Raw genomic sequence first — 20,421 nt, forward strand, 5'->3', positions numbered from 1 at the left:
AGTCTTGATCATCTCTGATTTGCAAATTCCGCCGATTAGCGAAGGTTCCCTATTTCTTTTTTTATGATGATCTTCTATATCTAAAGGACTTAGCGTGATCATGTTCCCTGTATGATCACCTTCGAAGGTGATCATTCCCCACGAAGATCATCACGTAAGTAAAGGGAGGAAGGTTGATTGTCTTCGGTTATGCTGATTCTCCCAATGCAACTCCTTGTGCCGCCATTTCTGCTAGCCCTTATCCCCGTTACATCGATCACATTGGCTTGGCGGTATCAATCGGGTCAGGCGTCTCTGCTTCCCAACACCAGACGTGCCCTGTTTCGCTTGGGCATTGCTGCAAGCATCCTTAGCCTGCTCGTCACAATGAGTTGTTGGGTCGATCCCTACCCGTTACGTCAGACACTCGATGGCGGCTACTCTATCGCATGGCTCGATGATGCATGGATGGTGGCATTCGCAACCTCGCTGCTCGGCGTGGCCCTTGCTCTATTCGGCAAAGGACGGCCTCGCGCACTGTTGATACTGAGTAACATCGCATCATTGCTTCTGGCGTTTGGTTCATTGCTACAAAACGGGGTATGAGCGAGATGACAGACGAGAAAAATCTGGAAAACAAGTTAAATAAGCTCGCTGTGCGTGTCGCACGCATAGAAGCAGTGGCAGACTTTCTTACAAAGCACAAAGGTATGGCGTCACGTTGCACGCTAAAGCAACTCAGCACTGGTGTGGGGCTCTACTTCGAGGACAAGGCATATCTGCGCCCGGTTGGAGATATCCCGGTCGCGTTGCAACTAGAAAACCACGTCGATAACGACGCTCCTAATCCGGCGAAACGAAGAATCATGTGCGCAGATGTAGTCAAGTTGACTGACAAACAACTTGCTCAAGTTTTTGCGAAAGTGAAGATCAAGCTCTAGGTAGTAACGACGTGATGTGCCAATGACCAATCCCAGCCGCCAACGAACTCACCCTTCGTCTTGATGCTTTGAATCTTCATCGCATCTTTCGTACGTTGCAACGTTACTGCTGCAATACCTTCCGCTCTAGCTTGAGCTTTGACATGGGCAGACGGAACCGGGCTGTCTGTACGAGTTCCCACAGACTCAGTCGTAAACTCTAACGCTTCCGCTGCTCGTGCGAGGCCTTCTTCGCGCAAGGACAGAAGACGTTTCGTCTTGAGTTTTAGGTCTACAAATGTGGCGAAGCTTCCTTTCTTCTTACCGCCATCGAAGTTCCCTTTTGGCGCGCGAACGGTTAGGCTCTTGCGGTCACGCAGGATCTGACCGCGAGACAAAGACCGCTTTTGCGCCTGGCGTCGCTTCGTAGGCCATCGCAGCATCGATCTGGCGGAACGTGAACTCTTTCCCCACCCGGGTATGGAAGAGTGGATCGTCGATAACACTTTCAAGATAGCTGATAGCCGATGTCAGCCTCTGAGGATCCCTGACTGTTGCACTCGCGAAGTTACTGAACCGCTTGAGCACGAGGTTCTTCGCCATGACGGCAAAGCATGAGATTGTGAGCGGCGCGGTAGCTCCCAGCAATCCGTACAGATAAATTGTCGAATTCATCGGTAGCTGCGGAGCGATGCGGCTGGTCAGGTCGCCACCGACCCCATCAAACACGGCGGTCGCGCCGAAGTCTGCCACAAGTTTGCCTAGGTCGTTCTCAAAGCTCGCGTCGCTCGTTGCAAGCACATGCTCGATGCCGAGGGCACGCAACTTAGTTGCGGCCTCAGCTGAGCGCGATAAAAAGATCGCCGATACGCCTCGCTTCCGCGCCAGTGCAGCCATCGCGAGGCCCGTTGCTGAATTTCCTGCGGTTACAATCAAGCCCTTGTGGGCTTCGGCAGACTCCTCAAGAAACGCGTGTGCCGTCATGATGTTGACGAGCGAACCCGAGTAGTCGCGTGCGGAGACGCTCCTTGGCAACACCACGCAACTCGTACGGGGCACCAGAGCCTGCTCGCTCCATAGACCAACGGTATGCTCGCTCTGGCTCAGTGAGCGGTAGATCGCCACAGTACGACCAACCAGCTCCGCAGTCAGACCCTCTCCCACGGCACGGACGGCGCCAGCGCAGGAGGCACCCCAAATCCCATAAGCGCTGGTCTTGAGCAGCACTCCTGCAATACTGGGGTTGGCGAGGAAGGCCTTGTCGCCGTGGTTGATCGCGGCGGCTTCAACATCGACGATGAGATGACCGGGCGGCGGATCGTTTGGGGTGGAGACATCTTGCACTTCGAGCTTTCGGTTGGCGTTGACGCAAACGGCTTTCACAATTTCCTCCATACCTTCAAACGAACTGTCTCGTTGAGGGGATGGTTCCAGATGACGCCTTCGCTAATCTTTCCGCAAGTACGGGTTTTTTTGTTAGTGTGCATTTTATGAAACTTGCCACTCGATGTCCCGTCGCCTTTACGTCCAAAATTCTTGGTGGTAAGTGGAAGGCTCGAATCGTCTGGGCGTTGGTGCGCAACGAACCGCTTCGCTTCTCGGAGATTCGCCGCGCGTGTCCGCCCGTAAGCGACCGCATCCTGACTAAGGAGCTGCGCGAACTTCAAGAGTGTGGCCTGATCTCGCGGCGCGATTTCGGCGAAGTGCCGCCCAAAACCGAATACACCCTGACAGCGCTGGGCAACACACTGCGCCCGGTGATGGCGTCGATGGCCGCTTGGGGGCTAGAGCACCAGGTGAAGATTGCCGAGATTCCATAGCGCCTCGCAAGACACACACAGTGATTCTGGATCAGTGCGAAATCGCGGAGTCAATCATTGAGATCGGCTCGATGAATGACATGCCCTGTTAGCAACAGTTGATGTCGGTCAATTCCGCCAGGTCATATGCGAGCGCATCCTTCGCTGCATAGTGAATCACCTCGGCTTCTCTTGCAACTCCGATCGGGTCGTACTTCTTCTGAAAGCCATCAACCACACCGGCCGGCGCATTTTCCGGTGTACCACCATCAAAAGATAGGATTCGGCCCATACTCGATTGCCAGCTGAATCTCCTGCGCAACCGCATCTCCACAGAGACGGGATACCAGGATAAGGGCTGCATGCAGTCCGGCAGTCACACCGGCAGCGCTCAGCGTATTACCGTCTACTGCAACCGATTACCGTCCTAGCCTATATGGAAATGCAGTCTCCGGGCTGCAGAAGCCTATAGGTGGCCGCCATCCCCTCTCTTTTACGCTCCCAGTAGCGAATCGTATTCCCTAGCTCAATCAAGAAACGATCATGACGAAGCCTGATCGTCGCATACTCATGACGCTGATAGTCAAGAGTTAGGGTTCTTACCTGTTTCCTGCAACTCGATTGGGAGAAGCCAGTGCACTTTTATGATGAAATAAAGAGACTCGCAAAAGGGGTTTCTCAAACCTTCCGTAACGTTATCGCGAAAGAGAGACTTATTTTCAGTTGTCGTCCCCTCTTCGCGGTAGCGCTCTTTCTCAGTGTCATCGCCAACCCCAACATCTGCTCTTCGCCCCTTTTCGCACAGAACAATACGTCTGGCGATATCGCAGGATCAGTGACTGACCCGACAGGAGCTACCATTCCAGGTGCCAAAGTCACAATCGTTGACAAGGCAACTGGCGCTACACAGATACTCACCACGGGTTCGAATGGAAACTTTCGCGCCTCCCTTTTGAAACCTGATTCTTACACTGTCGCCATTACTATGGCAGGATTCCAGAGCATTACTCTTACTGTCGCCGTTACACCTGGACAGATCGCTCAAGCCGATGTCAAGCTGCCCGTCGGTTCAAGCACCACCAGCGTGGAGGTGGCAGTAACCGAACCGCTGCTACACACAGAAAACGCGGATCTCACTACCTCCTTCACGCAAGACCAAGTCCAAAGTCTCCCGAACCCCGGCAACGACCTGACTTTTATCGCGCAGACTTCGCCGGGTGCGATTATGAACACCCAAGGCGGCTTCGGCAACTTCTCCTCCTTCGGTCTCCCTGCAACATCGAACACCTTTACCGTCAACGGCGGATATGAGAATGATCCTTTCCTTAATCTAAGCAACTCCGGCGCGTCCAACCTCTTGCTCGGCAACAACGACGTCAGTGAGGTAACAGTCACCAGTAACGCTTACAGCGCGCAATTCGGCGGCCTCGGTGCCACCCAGGTAAACGAGATCAGCCGCTCAGGATCGAATCGGTTTCATGGCGATGCCACTTGGTGGTGGAATGGCAGCGCGCTGAATGGAAACGACTACTTCAACAACCAGTCAGGCACCCCGCGGCCTCGCAGCAACGCCAACCAATGGGCAGGAGCCTTCAGTGGACCCGTTCGAAAAGATAAAACCTTCTTTTTCTTCAACACTGAAGGCCTTCGCGTCATCATTCCAGTTCGCGGCACAGTGTATGCGCCTAGCCCTAGCTATATCTCCAAAACGTTGGCGAATGCAGCAGCGCAAGGGCCCGCAGCCACCGCTTTTTATCAGCACATCTTTGACCTCTACACCTCAAATCCTGCTTACGCGACGGCCACTCTTAGTTCCACAGATTCGAACAGCGTTAGCTACAACGCTAACTCGGCAAACTTCGCTCATGAGTGGCTGATCACGACCCGAATCGATCATAAGATCAGCGACAGAGATACTCTTTTCGGGCACGCCAAGATTGATAAAGGAGTCCAGCCGACCTCAACTAGTCTTCTGAACCCACTCTTCAATGCGGCAAGCCCTCAGCCCGAATATGAAGGCCAGCTGAATGAGACGCACATCTTTACACCGAATGTCACCAACCAATTCGTCTTTGCTGCAATCTACTACCGCGCCATCTTCACCAACACCAATGCAGTAGCTGCCAACGCCCTCGTCCCTTTCACTCTGCAATTTAGCGATGGAGATCTGGTCAACAATTTGAACAACGCATCAGGAAAGTATTCGACGCTGCCTGGCGGCGAAAACTTTCAGTTCCCACAAGGTAGGAACGTCACCGGTTACCAATTTGTCGATGACTTCAGCATGAACAAAGGCCGTCATACCATTAAACTTGGATTCGCCTTCCGCCGAGATGATGTCACCGACTATGGCCCCGGTTTCAACACCACTCCGCTCGTTGTTACTAGTGAGGCAAGTTTCGAGGCTGGAACAGCTGATCAGTTCGTTCAACAGTTCCCAACCCGGGAAAGTCAGCCTGTTGCTCTCTACACTCTTGGCCTCTATGCGCAAGACCAATGGAAGCTAGCTTCCAATTTCACTCTCAACTTCGGGATGCGGTTTGAGCACAACTCGAATCCCATCTGCAAAACTGACTGCTTCTCTCAACTTGCCGAGAACTTCGGCTCTGTTGCTAACTCTACAGAAGTGCCTTATACCAAACTCATCAGCACAGGGCTTAACTCAGCCTTTCAGAATTTCCAGAAGGTCGGCTATGAGCCTCGCGTAGGCTTCTCATGGTCTCCGCTCGGCGCTGACTCAAAGACAGTCCTACGCGGCGGCTTCGGTATGTTTGCCGACTCTTTTCCTGCCCAAATTATAGACAGCCTGCTCAACAACGCTCCCAACAACATAGGCTTCACCATCCAAGGACCTGCCGGCGGAGGACCTAGCTCTCCTATTGTTCCTGGTGCCGCGGGTAGTTTCCAAAGCCTCGCATCCGCGTCCAGCGTAGCGTTTCAAAACCAATTTAGAGCTGGTGGATCGAACGACTCGCTCTCTGCATCGGTGCCTGGGTTTGCTGCGCCAAGCTTTACCAGCACCGTAAACAAACTCTCCTATCCCACGTACGAAGAGTGGAATCTTCAAGTCGAGCACCAAGTAACTCACGCCTCCAGCATCTCTGTCGGCTACGTAGGCAATCATGGATATCATGAGCCGGTGAATGACAATAACGTAAACGCGTTCAATGCCGGCATCCCCGGGTTCGCCTCCCTGCCAACTTCCATCCCAAATCCAAACTTCGCTGCAGTCACTCAGGTCTACACCGGTGCAAGTTCCAACTACAATGGTGTGACTCTCAGCGGGATCCATCGCACGAATGTCCTCACATTGCAGTTCAATTACACGTATAGCCACGCGTTGGACGAGATCTCCAATGGGGGTTTCAACGGCTTCAGTGGAAACTCCGTTTTCCCCTCAAACTCCGCTAACCTTCATCAGAACTATGGCAACGCCGACTACGATGTTCGTCATTACATCAGTGGAAACTATATCTTCAATCTGCCCTCTTTCCGCGGCCCCAGGATCCTCACCGCCGGCTGGCAGGCAGCTGGAACCGTCTTCCACAGCACTGGCCTTCCATTCACTTTCACCGATGCCAACACCGCCAGTAATCTGCCGAACCACGGAGGTCCCATCTTCGCGCAGCAGACTGTGGCCCATGTTCCAACCAAGTGCTCTGGACACGCCCTCACTCAAGGCGCGAACTGCGCGGCTTCGTTGGACTTCACGACCGCCACTGACTTCGGTCAACAGAGCAGAAATCAGGTCTTCGGGCCGAACTACACGGATACCGATCTCACCATTACCAAAGCGTTTGATCTTCACTTCATGGAGAGCGCCAAGTTGAAACTCGGCGTTCAGATGTTCAACCTCTTCAACCATCCCAATTTCGCCCAGCCGGCCCACGATGTGAGTGCTTGCACTTCCTCTGAGGCTAACCCCTGCGCTGGTTCGTCCATCGGAACGATCACCGGCACCGTCAATCCTCCAACCTCCATCCTTGGCTCCTTTCTCGGTGGAGATGCTTCTCCCCGTCTAATTCAGGTCAAAGCGAACTTCAGCTTCTAACTAAGAACGGACATTGGAAAGAAGCCAATCTCGTTCAATAGCGATGAGGAGGAAGTCTTTGGATCCCTCCTCATTCCCTTAGCGGTTCGCGACCGTCAGTGCCTCAAGTTGATGAGTCAGGGCTACACTCATCGGATTTCGCATTGATCGCACCTATTCCGCTGACGCTTAACACGAGGCTGATATCAAAGACATATCACTACAAATCATCGGTCGGCCTTGTGTCTAAGGCCGTCAAGAACGATCTATAAGTAAATTCGTAACAGAGCTACACACCAAGCCCGAGGTGCGTCTCCGCTTTATGAAAGCGTTTCCTGCTGACGGACCTACCTTGCATTATGTGCAAGTTTAGATCAAGATCCCTTATCCATTTAGCGGCGTACTGCCAGCACAGTTCGAGGCCGGTCGTGCGCTGCGATTCGATCTATGCACCTTGGACCGCCCTGTAGAAAACTCTAGCGATTGAGCAGGAGGAAGGCAGGGTGTGAATGAAGTCCCCACCAATAACAATCATCACAGCTTCACGCATGTTGCTGTTCACAGATTGAACTTGGCGAACGCCTAAGGGGTCGAAATGAATACATTGCTAAAAGGACAAGTCGCGGTCGTAACCGGGGCGGGTTCTGGTATCGGCGCAGCCGTCGCCGTTGCACTCGCAGATGCAGGTGCGACCGTCGTCGTCAATCATCCGAATATTCCCGCACCAGCGGAAGAGATTGTCGGCAAGATCAAGAGCAACGGCGGTGCGGCGATTGCTCTTGGGGCGGATGTCAGCAAAGAGGACGAGGTAATCGCGATGTTCCGCGATATCGTCGCGCAATTCGGAACGGTTGACATTTTGGTTGCCAATGCCGGCCTGCAACGCGATTCACCTTTCACCAAAATGAGCCTCGCAGATTGGCAGTTTGTATTGAATGTCAACCTTACCGGGCAATTCCTTTGCGCGAGAGAGGCGACGCGTGAGTTTCTGAGGCGTGGCCCGGATCCTTCGCGATCGGTTGCAACGGGAAAGATCATCTGCATGAGTTCCGTACATCAGGTGATTCCGTGGGCTGGACACTGCAACTATGCCACGTCGAAGGGTGGCATCAAGCTCTTTATGGAGAGCATCGCGCAAGAGTTAGCTCCGCATAAGATTCGAGTCAACGCGATCGGTCCCGGAGCCATCAAGACACCTATCAATCGAGTGGCCTGGGAGACGCCCGCCGCCGAGGCGGCGTTGCGCACACTCATTCCATACGACCGTGTCGGAGTTCCGGAGGACATTGCAAAGGCAGCCGTATGGCTGGCCTCCGATGAGTCGGATTATGTGACCGGAACCACGCTCTTCGTCGACGGCGGCATGACCTTATATCCGGGGTTTGCGACAGGCGGATAGCGCGACGGCAGACTTTTTTGGTGGGGTTCAGTAGTGCATGGACCCCAATTCATTCTAGAGAAGAAGCTAGGGCCATCGTGGAAAACCAATCGGCAACCTATCCCATACGAGAACTATCTCCGTCAGCCACTTTAGCTGATGCCATCGCGTTGCATTGGCCCGAGTATCTGTTCGAAGGGTTGGAACTGGGGGCGTTCATGCTTTCGGCTTGTGCCTTTGGGACGTTGCTGTTTTACTCCGAATCTCCTATCGTTACATGGTTGCCATCCGCTGTGCTTCGTCTTGTTCTCATGGGGATTGCGATGGGCGGTACCGCGATCGCGATCATCCTCTCTCCTATGGGGCGTCGATCGGGAGCGCATTTCAATCCCGTGGTATCGTTCACATTCTTCTGCCTTGGGAAGATGCATCGGTTGGATGCGCTGCTATATATAGCCTCTCAATTTTTAGGAGGGGCATTTGGGGTAGTTATTGCGAGGATTCTCATCGGGCCCCAGCTTGCCTCCCCGTCCGTACGCTACGTTGTCACAGTTCCGGGACAGTACGGCGTTCCTCTCGCTTTTCTGGCCGAGTTCTTTATGGGACTGCTTACGATGACGGTGGTGCTTCAGAGTTCCAATCGTCCGCGTCTTTCACGCATCACCTGGTTGCTGGTGGGACTTTTGGTAGCGACGTATGTGATTGCGTTCTCCCCAGTGTCCGGTTTTAGTCTCAATCCCGCTCGCACAATATCTTCGGCGCTCTTCGCTGGTGTGTGGACGGCGATGTGGCTCTATTTTACGGCTCCGCTGTTGGGCATGCTTCTTGCAGCCTTACTCTATGTCTTTTTCTTCGGATCACAGGCGGTCTTCTGCGCCAAGATTTACCACGATCTTCATAGCCCTTGCCCTTTTCGCTGCCGTTTTCAACGGCTGGCACAACCGGAGCCATCCGCGTCTCACTCGTGATTCGGAGAAGGCTCTCTAACCACGCATTTCAACGGGAGAATCATGGCACAGCAACTGCGTTACGACATCATCATCATTGGAACAGGTGCAGGCGGAGCAACGTTGGCCAAACGCCTCGCGCCCTCAGGAATGAAGATTCTCATCCTTGAGCGCGGCGACTACGTCCCTCGCGAGAAAGAGAACTGGAGTTCTCTGGAGGTTAACCTCAAGGGACACTATCTCGCCAAGGAGAAGTGGCGCACAAAAGACGGAGAGGTCCTTGAGCCTCATACCAACTACAACGTGGGGGGAAACACAAAGTTCTTTGGTGCGGCTCTCTTCCGGCTGCGCGAAGTCGACTTTGGAGAGATTCAACACGCGGGCGGGATTTCCCCGGCATGGCCCATTTCCTATAAAGATCTCGAATCGTACTATGACGAGGCCGAGCACCTGTTCGAGGTTCGCGGAGAGCGTGGTGTCGATCCTACTGACCCACCGACCACCGGTCCATATCCCTATCCTGCAATCTCACATGAAGAACGGCTTGAAAGACTCAGTGCGGATTTTTCCTCCATGGGGCTTCATCCGTTTCATACGCCCTTAGGCGTGCGCCTCGACGAGCAGCACCGGCGCACGAGCCGCTGCATCCGCTGCAACACATGTGACGGATTTCCTTGCCTCATCCACGCGAAATCCGATGCCGAGATGATGTGCATCGAGCCGACACTAAAGATGCATGACAACGTCACGCTCCTGACCAAGGCGAAGGTCACTTCCCTCAAGACCGGCAGCTCTGGCAAAGAGATCGCCGGTGTTCTCTTCGAGCATGATGGAGAGCAGGTGGAAGTGTCAGCGGATGTTGTCGTCGTCTCCTGCGGAGCGATCAATTCGGCCGCGCTATTGCTGCGCTCGGCGAACAGCGATCATCCGGACGGATTGGCCAACCGTTCGGGCGTGGTAGGTAGGCACTACATGGGACACACTAACTCGGTGGTCATGGCTCTCTCGCTCTGTCCCAATCCCACGATCTTTCAGAAGACGCTATCAATTAATGACTTTTATCAGGCTTCAGGCGAATGGGAGTTTCCGATGGGACACATCTCCTTCGTCGGAAAGCTAGATCTCGACACACTTAGGGCTGGGGCGCCGGCGATTGCTCCTGGCTGGAGTCTTGAACTGATGGCAAAACACTCACTCGACTTCTGGCTTACCACGGAAGACCTGCCTAACCCCGAGAATCGCGTCACGATCAACAGTGCCGGCGAGATTGTTCTGAGCTATACACCCAACAACCTGGAGGCCCATAAGCGGCTCAAGCATCAGTTGTCGAAGATGATGAAGAGCACCTCGTGTGAGTTTCATGGGCCCGGATGCCACCAGGGACTATTCGACAGAAACATCTTTATTGGCCAACAGATTCCACTCGCAGGGGTTGCTCACCAGAATGGTACTGTGCGCTTCGGTCATGATCCGTTGACAAGCGCGCTAGATATCAACTGCAAGGCTCACGACGTCGACAACCTCTATGTAGTCGACGGGAGCTTCTTCCCTTCGAGTGGCGCGGTAAATCCTGCCCTGACGATCGTCGCGAACGCACTGCGCGTTGGCGACCATTTGTTAGAGCGTATGCATGCGCGCAAGGAAGTATCGCAGGCATTGCACGCATGACGTACTCATTTCATGCAATTCGGTGGCTGGCATTTTCCCTTGTGGTCTTCAGCTATGGCCACGCCAAGGCGTCGGTTCGTGTGACCAGCGTAGACTGTCCCTCGATCTCGATGGTCTCGCTCGACCGCGCAATCACGTTTTACACAAAGGTGCTGGACTTTCATCTTGTGAAGATGGAGGACTCGTCTAGTTCAGCGCGGCTCGCACCTGCCATGCCCCCGAAAGCGGCGGCTAGAACTGCGAAGCTGTCACTTGGCGACGAGTGCCTGGACATTACAGAGTACAGTTCGCCGAAAGGCAAACCATTTCCTGATGATTCGCGAGCAAATGATCTTTGGTTCGAGCATATAGCGATCGTGGTATCGAACATGAATGAGGCATATGAGCGACTAAAAGTAGCGCACGTTCGTTTTGTATCGAACATTCCTCAAACTTTGCCGGTGTGGAACAAGGAGGCCGGAGGCATATCCGCATTCTATTTTCGCGATCTGGATGGACATTATCTGGAGTTGATCCATTTTCCCTCGGGAAAGGGCCAGCAGAAGTGGCAGATGCCATCAAAGAAGACATTCTTGGGTATTGACCATACTGCGATTGCCGTCTCTGACACTCAGAGGAGTATTGCTTTCTATCGTGACAAACTTCATTTCCGAGTTGCCGGAAGCAGCGAGAACTACGGGGAGGAGCAGGAGCACCTCAGTGGTGTGTTCAACGCCCATGTTCTCATCACCAGTCTTCGCGCCGAATCAGGTATAGGAATAGAGCTTCTTGATTATGTAACTCCGACCTCCGGCCGTCCAATCCCCAGCAACCTCCATGTTTCCGATGTCGCTCGCTGGCAAATCCCGTTAGAGGTTTCACCGGGGTCATCGTCTGTCAAAAAGATTGACGAGTTTCCAAACACACACTGGATCAAAGTATCCGACCGTGACGGAACTGATCGCGAAGCCACCTGGATGAATGACCCCGACGGCCACCTTTTAGAGCTGATCAGGCGAGGCGCTTCTATGGAGCCTGTCAAACAATGATCGATGACAAGAAATATACGGAAGTCAACAACGCTGAGCAAAGCCGTTTAGAGGAATCGAGCAGGAAAGAAAAGCATTGGAAGAGGTGGGGCCCCTATCTAAGCGAACGTGCCTGGGGAACAGTCCGTGAAGACTACAGCGCCAACGGGACCGCGTGGGACTCGTTTCCACACGATCACGCACGATCTCGTGCATACCGTTGGAATGAAGATGGTCTAGGTGGCATTTGCGACAACCACCAAAATCTTTGTTTCGCGCTGGCTCTTTGGAATGGCCATGATCCGATTTTGAAGGAGCGGCTGTTCGGCTTGACAGGTAGCGAAGGAAACCATGGTGAGGACGTGAAGGAGTACTACTTCTACGTCGATTCGACACCGACACACTCCTACATGAAATTTCTTTACAAATATCCGCAAGGTGAATTTCCGTACAACAAACTTGTGAGCGAAAACGCTCGGCGCGGAAAGCACGAGCCTGAATTCGAATTGCTCGACACGGGTGTCTTTGACGAAGATCGGTATTTCGACGTTCAAGTAGAGTACGCGAAAGCGGATGTCGACGACATAGCGATTCGGATTACCGTAACTAATCGCGGAACCGATGCAGCGTCTATCGATGTGCTCCCCACGCTCTGGTTCCGTAATACCTGGTCTTGGGCTGGTGACGAGGAAATCCCGGAGATCAAAGTTGCCAAGAACAAATCAGGTCAATCTCGTTTACTTACAAAGAAGGCGGGGTTCGATGCCTACGAGTTGTCTTTTGAAGGCAGCCCAGATCTCTTGTTTACCGAGAACGAAACCAACTACGAGCGCTTCTACGGTTCTCCGAACCGTTCATTCACCAAAGATGGCATCAATGATGTAGTCGTCAGCGGACGGATGCAGGCTTGCAATCCGGAGAATCGCGGCAGCAAAGCCGCCGCACGTTACAAATTAGAGCTCCAAGGCGGACAAACCGCGGTACTGCATCTACGGTTGACGCGAGACAATGACCTCACCCACGCCTTCGAGGGGTTCGATGCTATCTTTCAAGAACGAGTCACGGAAGCGAACGATTACTATGCGGCGATTATCCCGCCAGAACTCAATGATGACGAGCGAAATGTTATGCGTCAGTCCCTTGCGGGCCTGTTGTGGTCCAAACAGTTCTATCACTATGTGATCAAAGAATGGCTAGAGGGAGATCCGAAACAGCCAACTCCTCCACCCGTACGAGATACGGGTCGCAACTCCACGTGGGGACACCTTTACAACGCTGATGTGCTTTCAATGCCCGACAAGTGGGAATACCCATGGTTCGCTGCTTGGGATCTTGCATTTCATTGCATTGCCCTTTCGATCGTCGATGCAGATTTTGCGAAGAGTCAACTGTCGCTAATGCTGCGCGAATGGTATATGCACCCGAACGGACAACTGCCCGCTTACGAATGGGCTTTCGGGGACGTGAATCCTCCGGTGCATGCATGGGCAGTGTGGAGGGTATATCGAATCGAAGAACGGCGGCGAGGCACAGGTGATCTCAGATTCCTTGAATCTGCATTTCACAAACTCTTGCTGAATTTTACCTGGTGGGTCAATCAAAAGGATGCCGATGGCCTGAACGTCTTTGAAGGTGGGTTTCTAGGCCTCGACAACATCGGGGTCTTTGATCGAAGCTCACCGCTTCCGGTGGCTGGTTTAATCGAGCAGTCCGACGGCACGAGCTGGATGGCAATGTATACCCTCAACATGCTCACGATCGCCTCCGAATTGGCTCGATACAATCCCGCCTACGAAGACGTGGCCAGCAAGTTCTGGGAGCACTTCCTCTACATCGCCCACGCAATGACCCATATTTGCGCTGACGGAAAAGGACTTTGGGATAGTGAAGACGGCTTCTTCTACGACGTCCTGTATTCGAAGAGTGGGGATTGGGAACGAATGAAGGTGAGATCCCTGGTAGGGCTGACGCCTTTGTTTGCGGTGGATACTTTGGAATCGGCCGATCTGGACAGAATGCCCGACTTTACGCACCGGCTGAACTGGTTCGTCAAGAATCGGCCTGACCTCACTTCAAATATCGCCCGTATGCATGGCGGCCAGAATGACCGTCTACTCCTGTCGATCATTGACGAAGAACGGCTTCGCGGGATTCTTCGCCTCATGTTGGACGAAAACGAATTTCTGTCCCCATACGGAGTGCGAGCATTGTCGCGGAGCCATCTCGAATCCCCTTACATCAAATACGTCGGTGGCACAGAGTATCGCGTTGACTATGAGCCCGCTGAGTCAACTTCCGGACTATTCGGTGGCAATTCCAACTGGCGTGGACCGATTTGGTTTCCGATGAACTATCTCATCATTGAGTCGCTGCAGAAGTATCACTTCTTCTACGGCGACAGATTCAAAGTAGAGTGCCCCACTGGCTCCGGCAGGCTGATGACCCTTGCGCAAGTCTCGGTTGAGCTATCAAACCGTCTGAGCTCCATCTTTTTGAAGAATGAAGCGGGCCTGCGTCCAGTCTACGGGTCCATAGAGAAATTCCAACGCGACCCACACTGGAAGGATCTTCTGCTCTTCTTTGAATACTTTCACGGTGATCACGGGTCGGGTGTGGGCGCAAGTCATCAGACGGGGTGGACCGGGCTCGTGGCAAAACTCTTGCAACAAAGTGGTGGTCAGACACCTGTCTCGAGCACGTACAAATAGTGCACTGCGTGCGACTGTCGATAACGCAAGCCAAATCGAATCAGCCTGAATAGTTTGACGGATCATTTTGTCCTAGGCTTGGGCGGAGTTCACAAATCTATTCACACAGCTAGTATTGGAGGCTCTTGAGATGAAATTTAGGCACATCTTCGTACTTGGATTGATCGCGGCCACAGGAATCGCGAGTCCCGATGTGCACGGGTCGGCGAGAAAAGCAGGCGTTCAAGCCCCCGGCTTTTATCGAATCACGGTAGGCGAAGTGGAGGTCACGGTCTTGTCGGATGGGACCGTTCCACTACCGATGGATCATCTGCTTACCCACACCACACCGGCGCTTGTGGATCAGGCACTCGCTGCATCCTTCATCAAGGAGCCTTATGCAACTTCAGTAAACTGCTTCCTCTTGAACTTCGGTACCAGGCTCGTTCTGATCGATACGGGTGCCGGACTAACCCTTGGTCCAACACTCAATCATCTTATGGCGAATCTTCGGGCGTCTGGGTACGAACCAGATCAGGTTGACGACATCTTCATGACGCACATGCATATCGATCATGAGGGCGGATTGACTAGCAATGGGATAAGAGCGTTTCCTAACGCGATACTCCATGCCGACGACAGAGAGGCAAACTACTGGCTGAATTCGGAAAACGAGAAGCGGGCATCGGATAACGCCGCCAGACATCCTTCGGACCAACAGGCCAAGTTCGTCGAAAATAACTTCGTCGAGACCCGTAAAGCGATACAGCCTTACATCGACGCGGCCCATTTCAAATGGTTCCACGGTGGTGAGGAGGTATTGCCTGGCCTGCGTGCGATAAGCGGGGCGGGCCACACACCCGGACATACCATGTTTGCTCTTGTGAGCGACGGTGCGCGAATTCTATTTTGGGGTGACATCGTCCATGTGGCCGAGGTACAGCTCACCACACCCCAGACAACAATCCTGTTCGATAGTGATCCGATTCAAGCCCGAGGGGAACGTTTCAAGATGCTGAAAGAGGTTGGCTCTCGGAGGGATCTGATCGCCGGCTCACACTTACCATTTCCTGGCGTCGGCCATATACGTATTTCACAACAAGGTTTTACGTTCCTACCGCTCCACTTTATCGGAGAACCGAGCCACAATAAGTGACCAGGATCCTGAGAGCGCAGAGCGGATTCGCAAGCTGAAGATAGTCCTTTTCACAATCCCTGGTTAAGAGCGTGGCGTTTGTCCTGCACGCTCGTCAAAAGATTCGGCCCTTGAGAAGCAGTTCGAACTCGGCGCTCAATTCGTTGCGATGCCGGATAGGCGAGTCCGCGGCTCCAAACGAGTGCTGCCCGGAAAAGTCTCCCCTGATCTCAGGCCGAAACTCGAACCATGGTTTGGGGCGCAGCGTAATACCCGCGGTTGCTTCTCCATAGGAGCCCGGTACTGCGGCCCTTGCTCCATGAGGATCGGCAAACCATTCCAACCGCGTTTGCAACGCGGCAATCCGATTCAGTTCATAGGACGAGATAACGAACGCGTCCTGACTGCCCGAGTTGTGCCGCCCGTTTGCCGAGTCGTGTGGATCAGAAAAATACCCGACGTCGAAAGCTTGATTGAAGCGGGGAGTCCATACTTCGCGCGCCTGCAGTTCAGCAAGTGTCTGCCAGGTTCCAACGTGGTTTGATGCCGCAGCTAGAGGCTTCGGCCCTGTATAGACCGTTATGAGATATTGTTGTTTCCTCTCGGTCGTCGGATGGTAAATAAGTTTGGCCAAATAGCTGGGCGCGCGCCCGCGAAGGATGAAGGATGTGTTGTAGCCCATCGCCGTTCCCAGGACGATGTCGGTTTGCGAATTAGTATGGGCGGTTGCAAATAACGCGGTGCCACTCGAACCATCATGCGTCCAGAAATAGCCGCGGGAATAGAGCTGGTTGTAGGGGGAAAGTGTCGTCTCCACACCTGTGGGAATGTTGATCTTTCCTGCGGTCCAATCGATCCCTTCCCGAAAGAGAATCGGTGTGTGCAATTTGAAGTAGGCTTGCCGGAACTCTGTACCCCATCGCGTGCTATCTGGACCAAAATGGTTTTGCGAGCGGAGGAGAGCTGCGTCAGAGCCTGCATAGAAGTCAGTCCGAAATCCCCACGAAAGAGCCTTAGTCGTTGATCGTTCCAGAACTACCCACGCGGCATCGAGCATGAACTGGTTACTGAATCGATTTGGGGTGGGGGCCTCGGCCACTAGCCCGCTTGCGTTGCTGACGGAAGTGAATCCGCCATCGAGCCATCCAAAGGAGCGAACCCTGTGTTTCTGTCCCCAATCGGAAAGGGCATTCCCACTCAACAACGGCTTCTGGTCTTCTGGGTACCTGCCGAGGGTATAGGTCCTGCGATCCGCGCCAGAGTCGTCGCGCCCGGTCATCTGCCCCATTCCTTTAGGTTCGGAGGACGTTTGCGCGGAGCACATTGCACACCAGGTCAGGAGAAGAATAGATAGCGCGTGGGCTCGAATTGTTACGTGTTTGCTCATCATAATTTCAGTGGTCTTCCAAACCGGCTTACGGCTGCGAGGCTTGCATGGGATCGAGGAGGACGCCTTCAGTGCGTCCGACTGGAGTTGAGTCGATTGAAGTGTGAGGGCCTTGAACGTTTGTCCCGCAATCCGTTGGCAAAACCAAAAAAGGGACCGGAAACCCCGGTCCCTTCGAGCTTTCCCGCTGCAGTAAGCACCGATGGCCGTGCTGCGCGCGTTTGCGACGAGGAATTGCTCTATTTGGTGGGACGCGGAACGGGAACAACTCCGACTTGTTCTTCCTTCGTATAGGCGGCACCGAAGTAGGGAAACTCCTTCCGGGTGCGGCTGAGGTCTGGGGAAACGCCATCCGCGAGCGGAGTGTTCGATGCCAACTGCAGCATGATGTCCATGGCGTCATCACCCAATGGCCGACCGTTGAAAGCTGCCTGATCGAACGCAGCTTCCGTGCCGAGTTCATAAGGTAGGACAGAAGGTAAAAGACGGCTTACGACCTGCTTCCCGTATTCGGATGGATTGACCACGGATCCTGCATAGGTAGACATGTTCTGGGCAAATTCAGCAGTCACGCCAGCGTAGTTCGCTACATCGTCAGCCGGTCCAGCAGCGTTGAACTTGTCGATCAATTCTGGCTTTGAAGGATCCGTTAGAAAAATGTGGGTGTACAACGGTAGTCCCCAGCGTTGTACCTGCATCTCAGGCGCATGTCCATACAGTGAAGATGTGGCCCATGCATGCACTTTTCCTTTTCCGATGAGGTCGTTTGGAACCTCCAGAACAATTGCCGTGACGTTTCGGTGACCGAAGAAGTTTTTTCGGTTTTGGAAGTGGCTGGCGTCATACCGCTTTTCTTTGTAGTACGTCTTGATCCAGCCGATGATGGCAACGGCGTCGCCAGCGAATAGATCTGGCGCCAGCCCAACATAGGCACGGATGCCATTCTTAGTCTCGATCTTCTCGGTCTCACCCTCAATCAAGATTTCCCCCGCGGCACTGCGAGCGGCATCTTTGCCCGTTGCTCTGCGAACCTTGTAACTCTGAATGTGGCTGTGCTCATCACCGTCCGCGTGACGGGCATCGCCGAATTGAAGGTTGAACGTCACATCCTCGTGCGAGTCACCATTGAGGTCGAACCGAAACGCGTACAAGCCTTCCTTGTGGAGAACATCTGGTACAGAGAGACCTGCATCCGGATTGACTGTCATGGCCATCACCGTATGACCGGGGGATCCCTCAAAGAGATAAAAATCGCAGACGTTGAGGCTCGGATCCTCTTTGGCAAGTTTTGTGTCGAAATGATGCGACATACCTAACCTCTTTCATAAAGTGATTGCAGTGAATCGAAGGGTTTAGGCGGCGGAGTCGCGCCGCGAGAAGAATGGGAACGGCTCTTGAAGATGCACATCTGCCTTCGGTGACCCAAGAGCGGGAGAACCACTGAGAATGGTATCGACAACGAGATCGGATACTTCTTCCGGATGTCGTCCGTTTTGAGCAGCGAACGTAAAACCTGAAGGCCACTGTGGGTCGTAGCGCAGTACGTCGGGTAGCAGCCGCGAGGCGACCCGCCGGGCGTAAGTATCCGGATCGCCTGCCATTCCGCTCTTGCGGCCCTTAGCCGCTATGACTCTGACGACGTCTTCCATGAGCATCGCGCGATCGTCCGATGGAGAGAGGTTGTGATATGACTGTGCCAAGCCGGGGTCTTCCGCGAGAAGAGCGGCGATGAACGGCGATCCGACTCGCTGCCGCTGTCCTGTATGCAAAACACGCTCAGCCCATATCTCCATCGGGCCGGACTCGACCTGCATCTTCTTCGGCATCTTGATGATCACCGCCTTGAGGGCGACACCATCTGCTCCTGGCTGTGTCGCAACGCTGCCCGCGAAGACCCGGCATCCATGCCGTTCCAACAACGCAGTATCGACCGAGCCGCCGGGCAGCTCTACGTCCCACTTCCGCGCTCCTGCGTGGATCGTGACGTGCGATTCTTTTTGCGTGCTCCAGTCAAATCGATTCAGATGGACCGGCCATGTGGCAGCGATTACGGTTGTTTCTAGCTGTACGCCCGGAAATGCATACAGGTTAGCTTTATTTGACTTGGGACCGTCAGCATCGTCATCTGCGCCAGAACCTACGACTTCGGCGAATACCTTTGATGGCACCATTGACGCCAGGGCGCTGGCAATAACACCGCCCAACACCGTACGACGGGTAACGGTCGTTGTTTCGAGATTCATGATTCCTCGTTTCATCGTTGTCTCCTTGTGACGTTGGAGTTTGGAACCCTTGATGCCCCAGCAGCGCCTTTTACGTTCAAGCCTCGCAGGTTCGTGGCGAAACAGAAACTAGGCAACGTCGCTTGTACAACTCGTATTCTTCTCTCTGCTTGACAGTCAGGCATCTACCCATTCCATAGGGACATACCTGTATTTTTCTCTAGTGCTTCGTCGGCTTCGACTGCTGCACTCTAAGTAAGGCGGCAAGCGGTCCTCCAAGGATCGCCTTCAGCTCTTCAACTGTGCCCAAACAACATTGGCGATCTATCATGTCATCCTCAGACTTTCGAATAACCGCTCTGTCTCCGTCCGCCTCGCTCGGAGAGGCAGTTAAGACGCATTGGCGGGAGTACGTGATGGAGTTTTCGGGAACGGGCGCACTGATGTTATGCATCTGTCTTTTCGGGACACTTCTCTACAGCAACGCGTCTCCCTTGACTCGCTTTGCTCTCTCGCGACCCGAAAACGCAGCAATTATGGGAATGGGTGTTGCCGGCACGACATTGCTTGTCGTTCGATCGCCATTCGGCAGACGCTCTGGTGCGCATTACAATCCTGCGATTACTCTCACGTATCTGTGGCTCGGTCGAATCCACCGCTGGGATGCTGTTTCTTACGTCGCAGCTCAGTTTTCGGGAGCTCTGTGCGGTGTTTTCATCGCCCGTCAAATACTCGGGATTTCTCTATCGTCTGACCCAGTTCACTATGTAGTTACCGTCCCAGGGAGCTACGGGAGAGAAGCCGCTTTCACCTCGGAGTTTCTGCTGTCTGCGTTGCTAATGGGTGTCGTGCTCTTTGCCACGAACCATCGGACCCTGGCACGCTTTAGTCCGCTCCTGGTCGCCGCGGTCACTGTCTTTTATTTTGCGATATGCTCTTCCATCTCGGGCTTCAGTGTAAATCCTGCCAGAACCTTCTCATCTGCGCTCTTCGCCTCGATCTGGTGGGGGATCTGGATTTACTTCATCGCTCCCTGTCTCGGTATGCTCGCGGCCGCAGGGGCGTATATCCGTGCTTTTGGTCCGAGCCGGGTGTACTGCGCAAAGGTTTTCCACGATCTGCACTCAACCTGCCCATTTCCATGTCGATTTGCACATCTCGAGCATGAGCGGTAGCGCTCATGCTCTGATGTCGGCTCACGTGCTGACACACGGAGATGACATGGCACCGGGCTTCAATCAGACTGCTAATGCCTTAAGATA

The 20,421-nt window shown here is 53.7% G+C and carries 16 protein-coding genes; 10 read left to right on the top strand and 6 right to left on the bottom strand.

What is annotated here, in order from left to right; translation table 11 throughout:
• Positions 1–581 precede the first annotated feature (581 nt).
• Positions 582–920 carry a hypothetical protein gene (locus HDF08_RS10805; RefSeq protein ID WP_179638449.1) on the top strand — a complete coding sequence of 113 codons (339 nt, stop codon included), beginning with the start codon at positions 582–584 and terminating at the stop codon, positions 918–920.
• Here the strand turns inward: HDF08_RS10805 and HDF08_RS10810 are convergent.
• Together HDF08_RS10810 and HDF08_RS21970 are read right to left on the bottom strand one after the other, a co-directional pair.
• Positions 917–1,297: a hypothetical protein gene (locus HDF08_RS10810; RefSeq protein WP_179638450.1), complete on the bottom strand. Its 381-nt coding sequence runs from the start codon at positions 1,295–1,297 to the stop codon at positions 917–919. The two genes, HDF08_RS10805 and HDF08_RS10810, sit on opposite strands and share 4 nt — an antisense overlap.
• Positions 1,272–2,282 carry a zinc-binding dehydrogenase gene (locus tag HDF08_RS21970; RefSeq protein WP_179638451.1) on the bottom strand — a complete coding sequence of 337 codons (1,011 nt, stop codon included), beginning with the start codon at positions 2,280–2,282 and terminating at the stop codon, positions 1,272–1,274. Before HDF08_RS21970 ends, HDF08_RS10810 begins: the two co-directional genes overlap by 26 nt.
• A gap of 41 nt (positions 2,283–2,323) precedes the next feature.
• Between HDF08_RS21970 and HDF08_RS10820 the strand changes: the two genes are divergently transcribed.
• Positions 2,324–2,719, top strand: coding sequence for a winged helix-turn-helix transcriptional regulator (locus HDF08_RS10820; RefSeq protein ID WP_179638452.1), 396 nt, complete (start codon positions 2,324–2,326; stop codon positions 2,717–2,719).
• An 88-nt stretch (positions 2,720–2,807) separates the two neighbouring features.
• On the opposite strand, the gene HDF08_RS10825 is transcribed toward HDF08_RS10820, so the two are convergent.
• Positions 2,808–2,990: a hypothetical protein gene (locus HDF08_RS10825; RefSeq protein ID WP_218884547.1), complete on the bottom strand. Its 183-nt coding sequence runs from the start codon at positions 2,988–2,990 to the stop codon at positions 2,808–2,810.
• A 543-nt stretch (positions 2,991–3,533) separates the two neighbouring features.
• Here HDF08_RS10825 and HDF08_RS10830 point away from each other — a divergent pair.
• The 7 genes from HDF08_RS10830 to HDF08_RS10860 all read left to right on the top strand — a co-directional run bounded on the left by HDF08_RS10830 (position 3,534) and on the right by HDF08_RS10860 (position 15,571).
• Entirely contained in the window at positions 3,534–6,749 is a 3,216-nt protein-coding gene (locus HDF08_RS10830; protein WP_179638454.1) for a TonB-dependent receptor, read from the top strand.
• Between the two features lie 574 nt (positions 6,750–7,323).
• Positions 7,324–8,127 (top strand): glucose 1-dehydrogenase, encoded by an 804-nt coding sequence (locus tag HDF08_RS10835; RefSeq protein ID WP_179638455.1) that lies wholly within the window; start codon positions 7,324–7,326, stop codon positions 8,125–8,127.
• Between the two features lie 77 nt (positions 8,128–8,204).
• Positions 8,205–9,074 (top strand): MIP/aquaporin family protein, encoded by an 870-nt coding sequence (locus HDF08_RS10840; protein ID WP_218884548.1) that lies wholly within the window; start codon positions 8,205–8,207, stop codon positions 9,072–9,074.
• Positions 9,075–9,116: 42 nt separating this feature from the next.
• Positions 9,117–10,721 carry a GMC oxidoreductase gene (locus HDF08_RS10845; RefSeq protein ID WP_179638456.1) on the top strand — a complete coding sequence of 535 codons (1,605 nt, stop codon included), beginning with the start codon at positions 9,117–9,119 and terminating at the stop codon, positions 10,719–10,721.
• Complete coding sequence (locus HDF08_RS10850; protein ID WP_179638458.1) at positions 10,718–11,749, top strand: VOC family protein; 1,032 nt, start codon at positions 10,718–10,720, stop codon at positions 11,747–11,749. The genes HDF08_RS10845 and HDF08_RS10850 overlap by 4 nt, the downstream gene beginning before the upstream one ends.
• Positions 11,746–14,436 carry an MGH1-like glycoside hydrolase domain-containing protein gene (locus HDF08_RS10855; protein WP_179638460.1) on the top strand — a complete coding sequence of 897 codons (2,691 nt, stop codon included), beginning with the start codon at positions 11,746–11,748 and terminating at the stop codon, positions 14,434–14,436. The genes HDF08_RS10850 and HDF08_RS10855 overlap by 4 nt, the downstream gene beginning before the upstream one ends.
• Positions 14,437–14,566: 130 nt before the next feature.
• Entirely contained in the window at positions 14,567–15,571 is a 1,005-nt protein-coding gene (locus tag HDF08_RS10860; protein ID WP_179638462.1) for an MBL fold metallo-hydrolase, read from the top strand.
• 94 nt (positions 15,572–15,665) lie between these two features.
• Here HDF08_RS10860 and HDF08_RS10865 read toward each other — a convergent pair whose 3' ends face one another.
• The 3 genes from HDF08_RS10865 to HDF08_RS10875 form a co-directional block, all read right to left on the bottom strand.
• Complete coding sequence (locus HDF08_RS10865) at positions 15,666–16,838, bottom strand: outer membrane beta-barrel protein (protein ID WP_179638464.1); 1,173 nt, start codon at positions 16,836–16,838, stop codon at positions 15,666–15,668.
• A 338-nt stretch (positions 16,839–17,176) separates the two neighbouring features.
• Entirely contained in the window at positions 17,177–18,247 is a 1,071-nt protein-coding gene (locus HDF08_RS10870; RefSeq protein WP_179638466.1) for a DUF4331 family protein, read from the bottom strand.
• A 42-nt stretch (positions 18,248–18,289) separates the two neighbouring features.
• Positions 18,290–19,195 (bottom strand): YdeI/OmpD-associated family protein, encoded by a 906-nt coding sequence (locus tag HDF08_RS10875; protein ID WP_179638468.1) that lies wholly within the window; start codon positions 19,193–19,195, stop codon positions 18,290–18,292.
• A 293-nt stretch (positions 19,196–19,488) separates the two neighbouring features.
• Between HDF08_RS10875 and HDF08_RS22140 the strand changes: the two genes are divergently transcribed.
• Positions 19,489–20,334 carry an MIP/aquaporin family protein gene (locus HDF08_RS22140; RefSeq protein ID WP_373563154.1) on the top strand — a complete coding sequence of 282 codons (846 nt, stop codon included), beginning with the start codon at positions 19,489–19,491 and terminating at the stop codon, positions 20,332–20,334.
• Positions 20,335–20,421 lie beyond the last annotated feature (87 nt).

The sequence above is a fragment of the Tunturiibacter empetritectus genome (genome assembly GCF_013410875.1).
In the GTDB taxonomy this organism is placed as follows: Bacteria; Acidobacteriota; Terriglobia; order Terriglobales; family Acidobacteriaceae; genus Edaphobacter; species Edaphobacter empetritectus.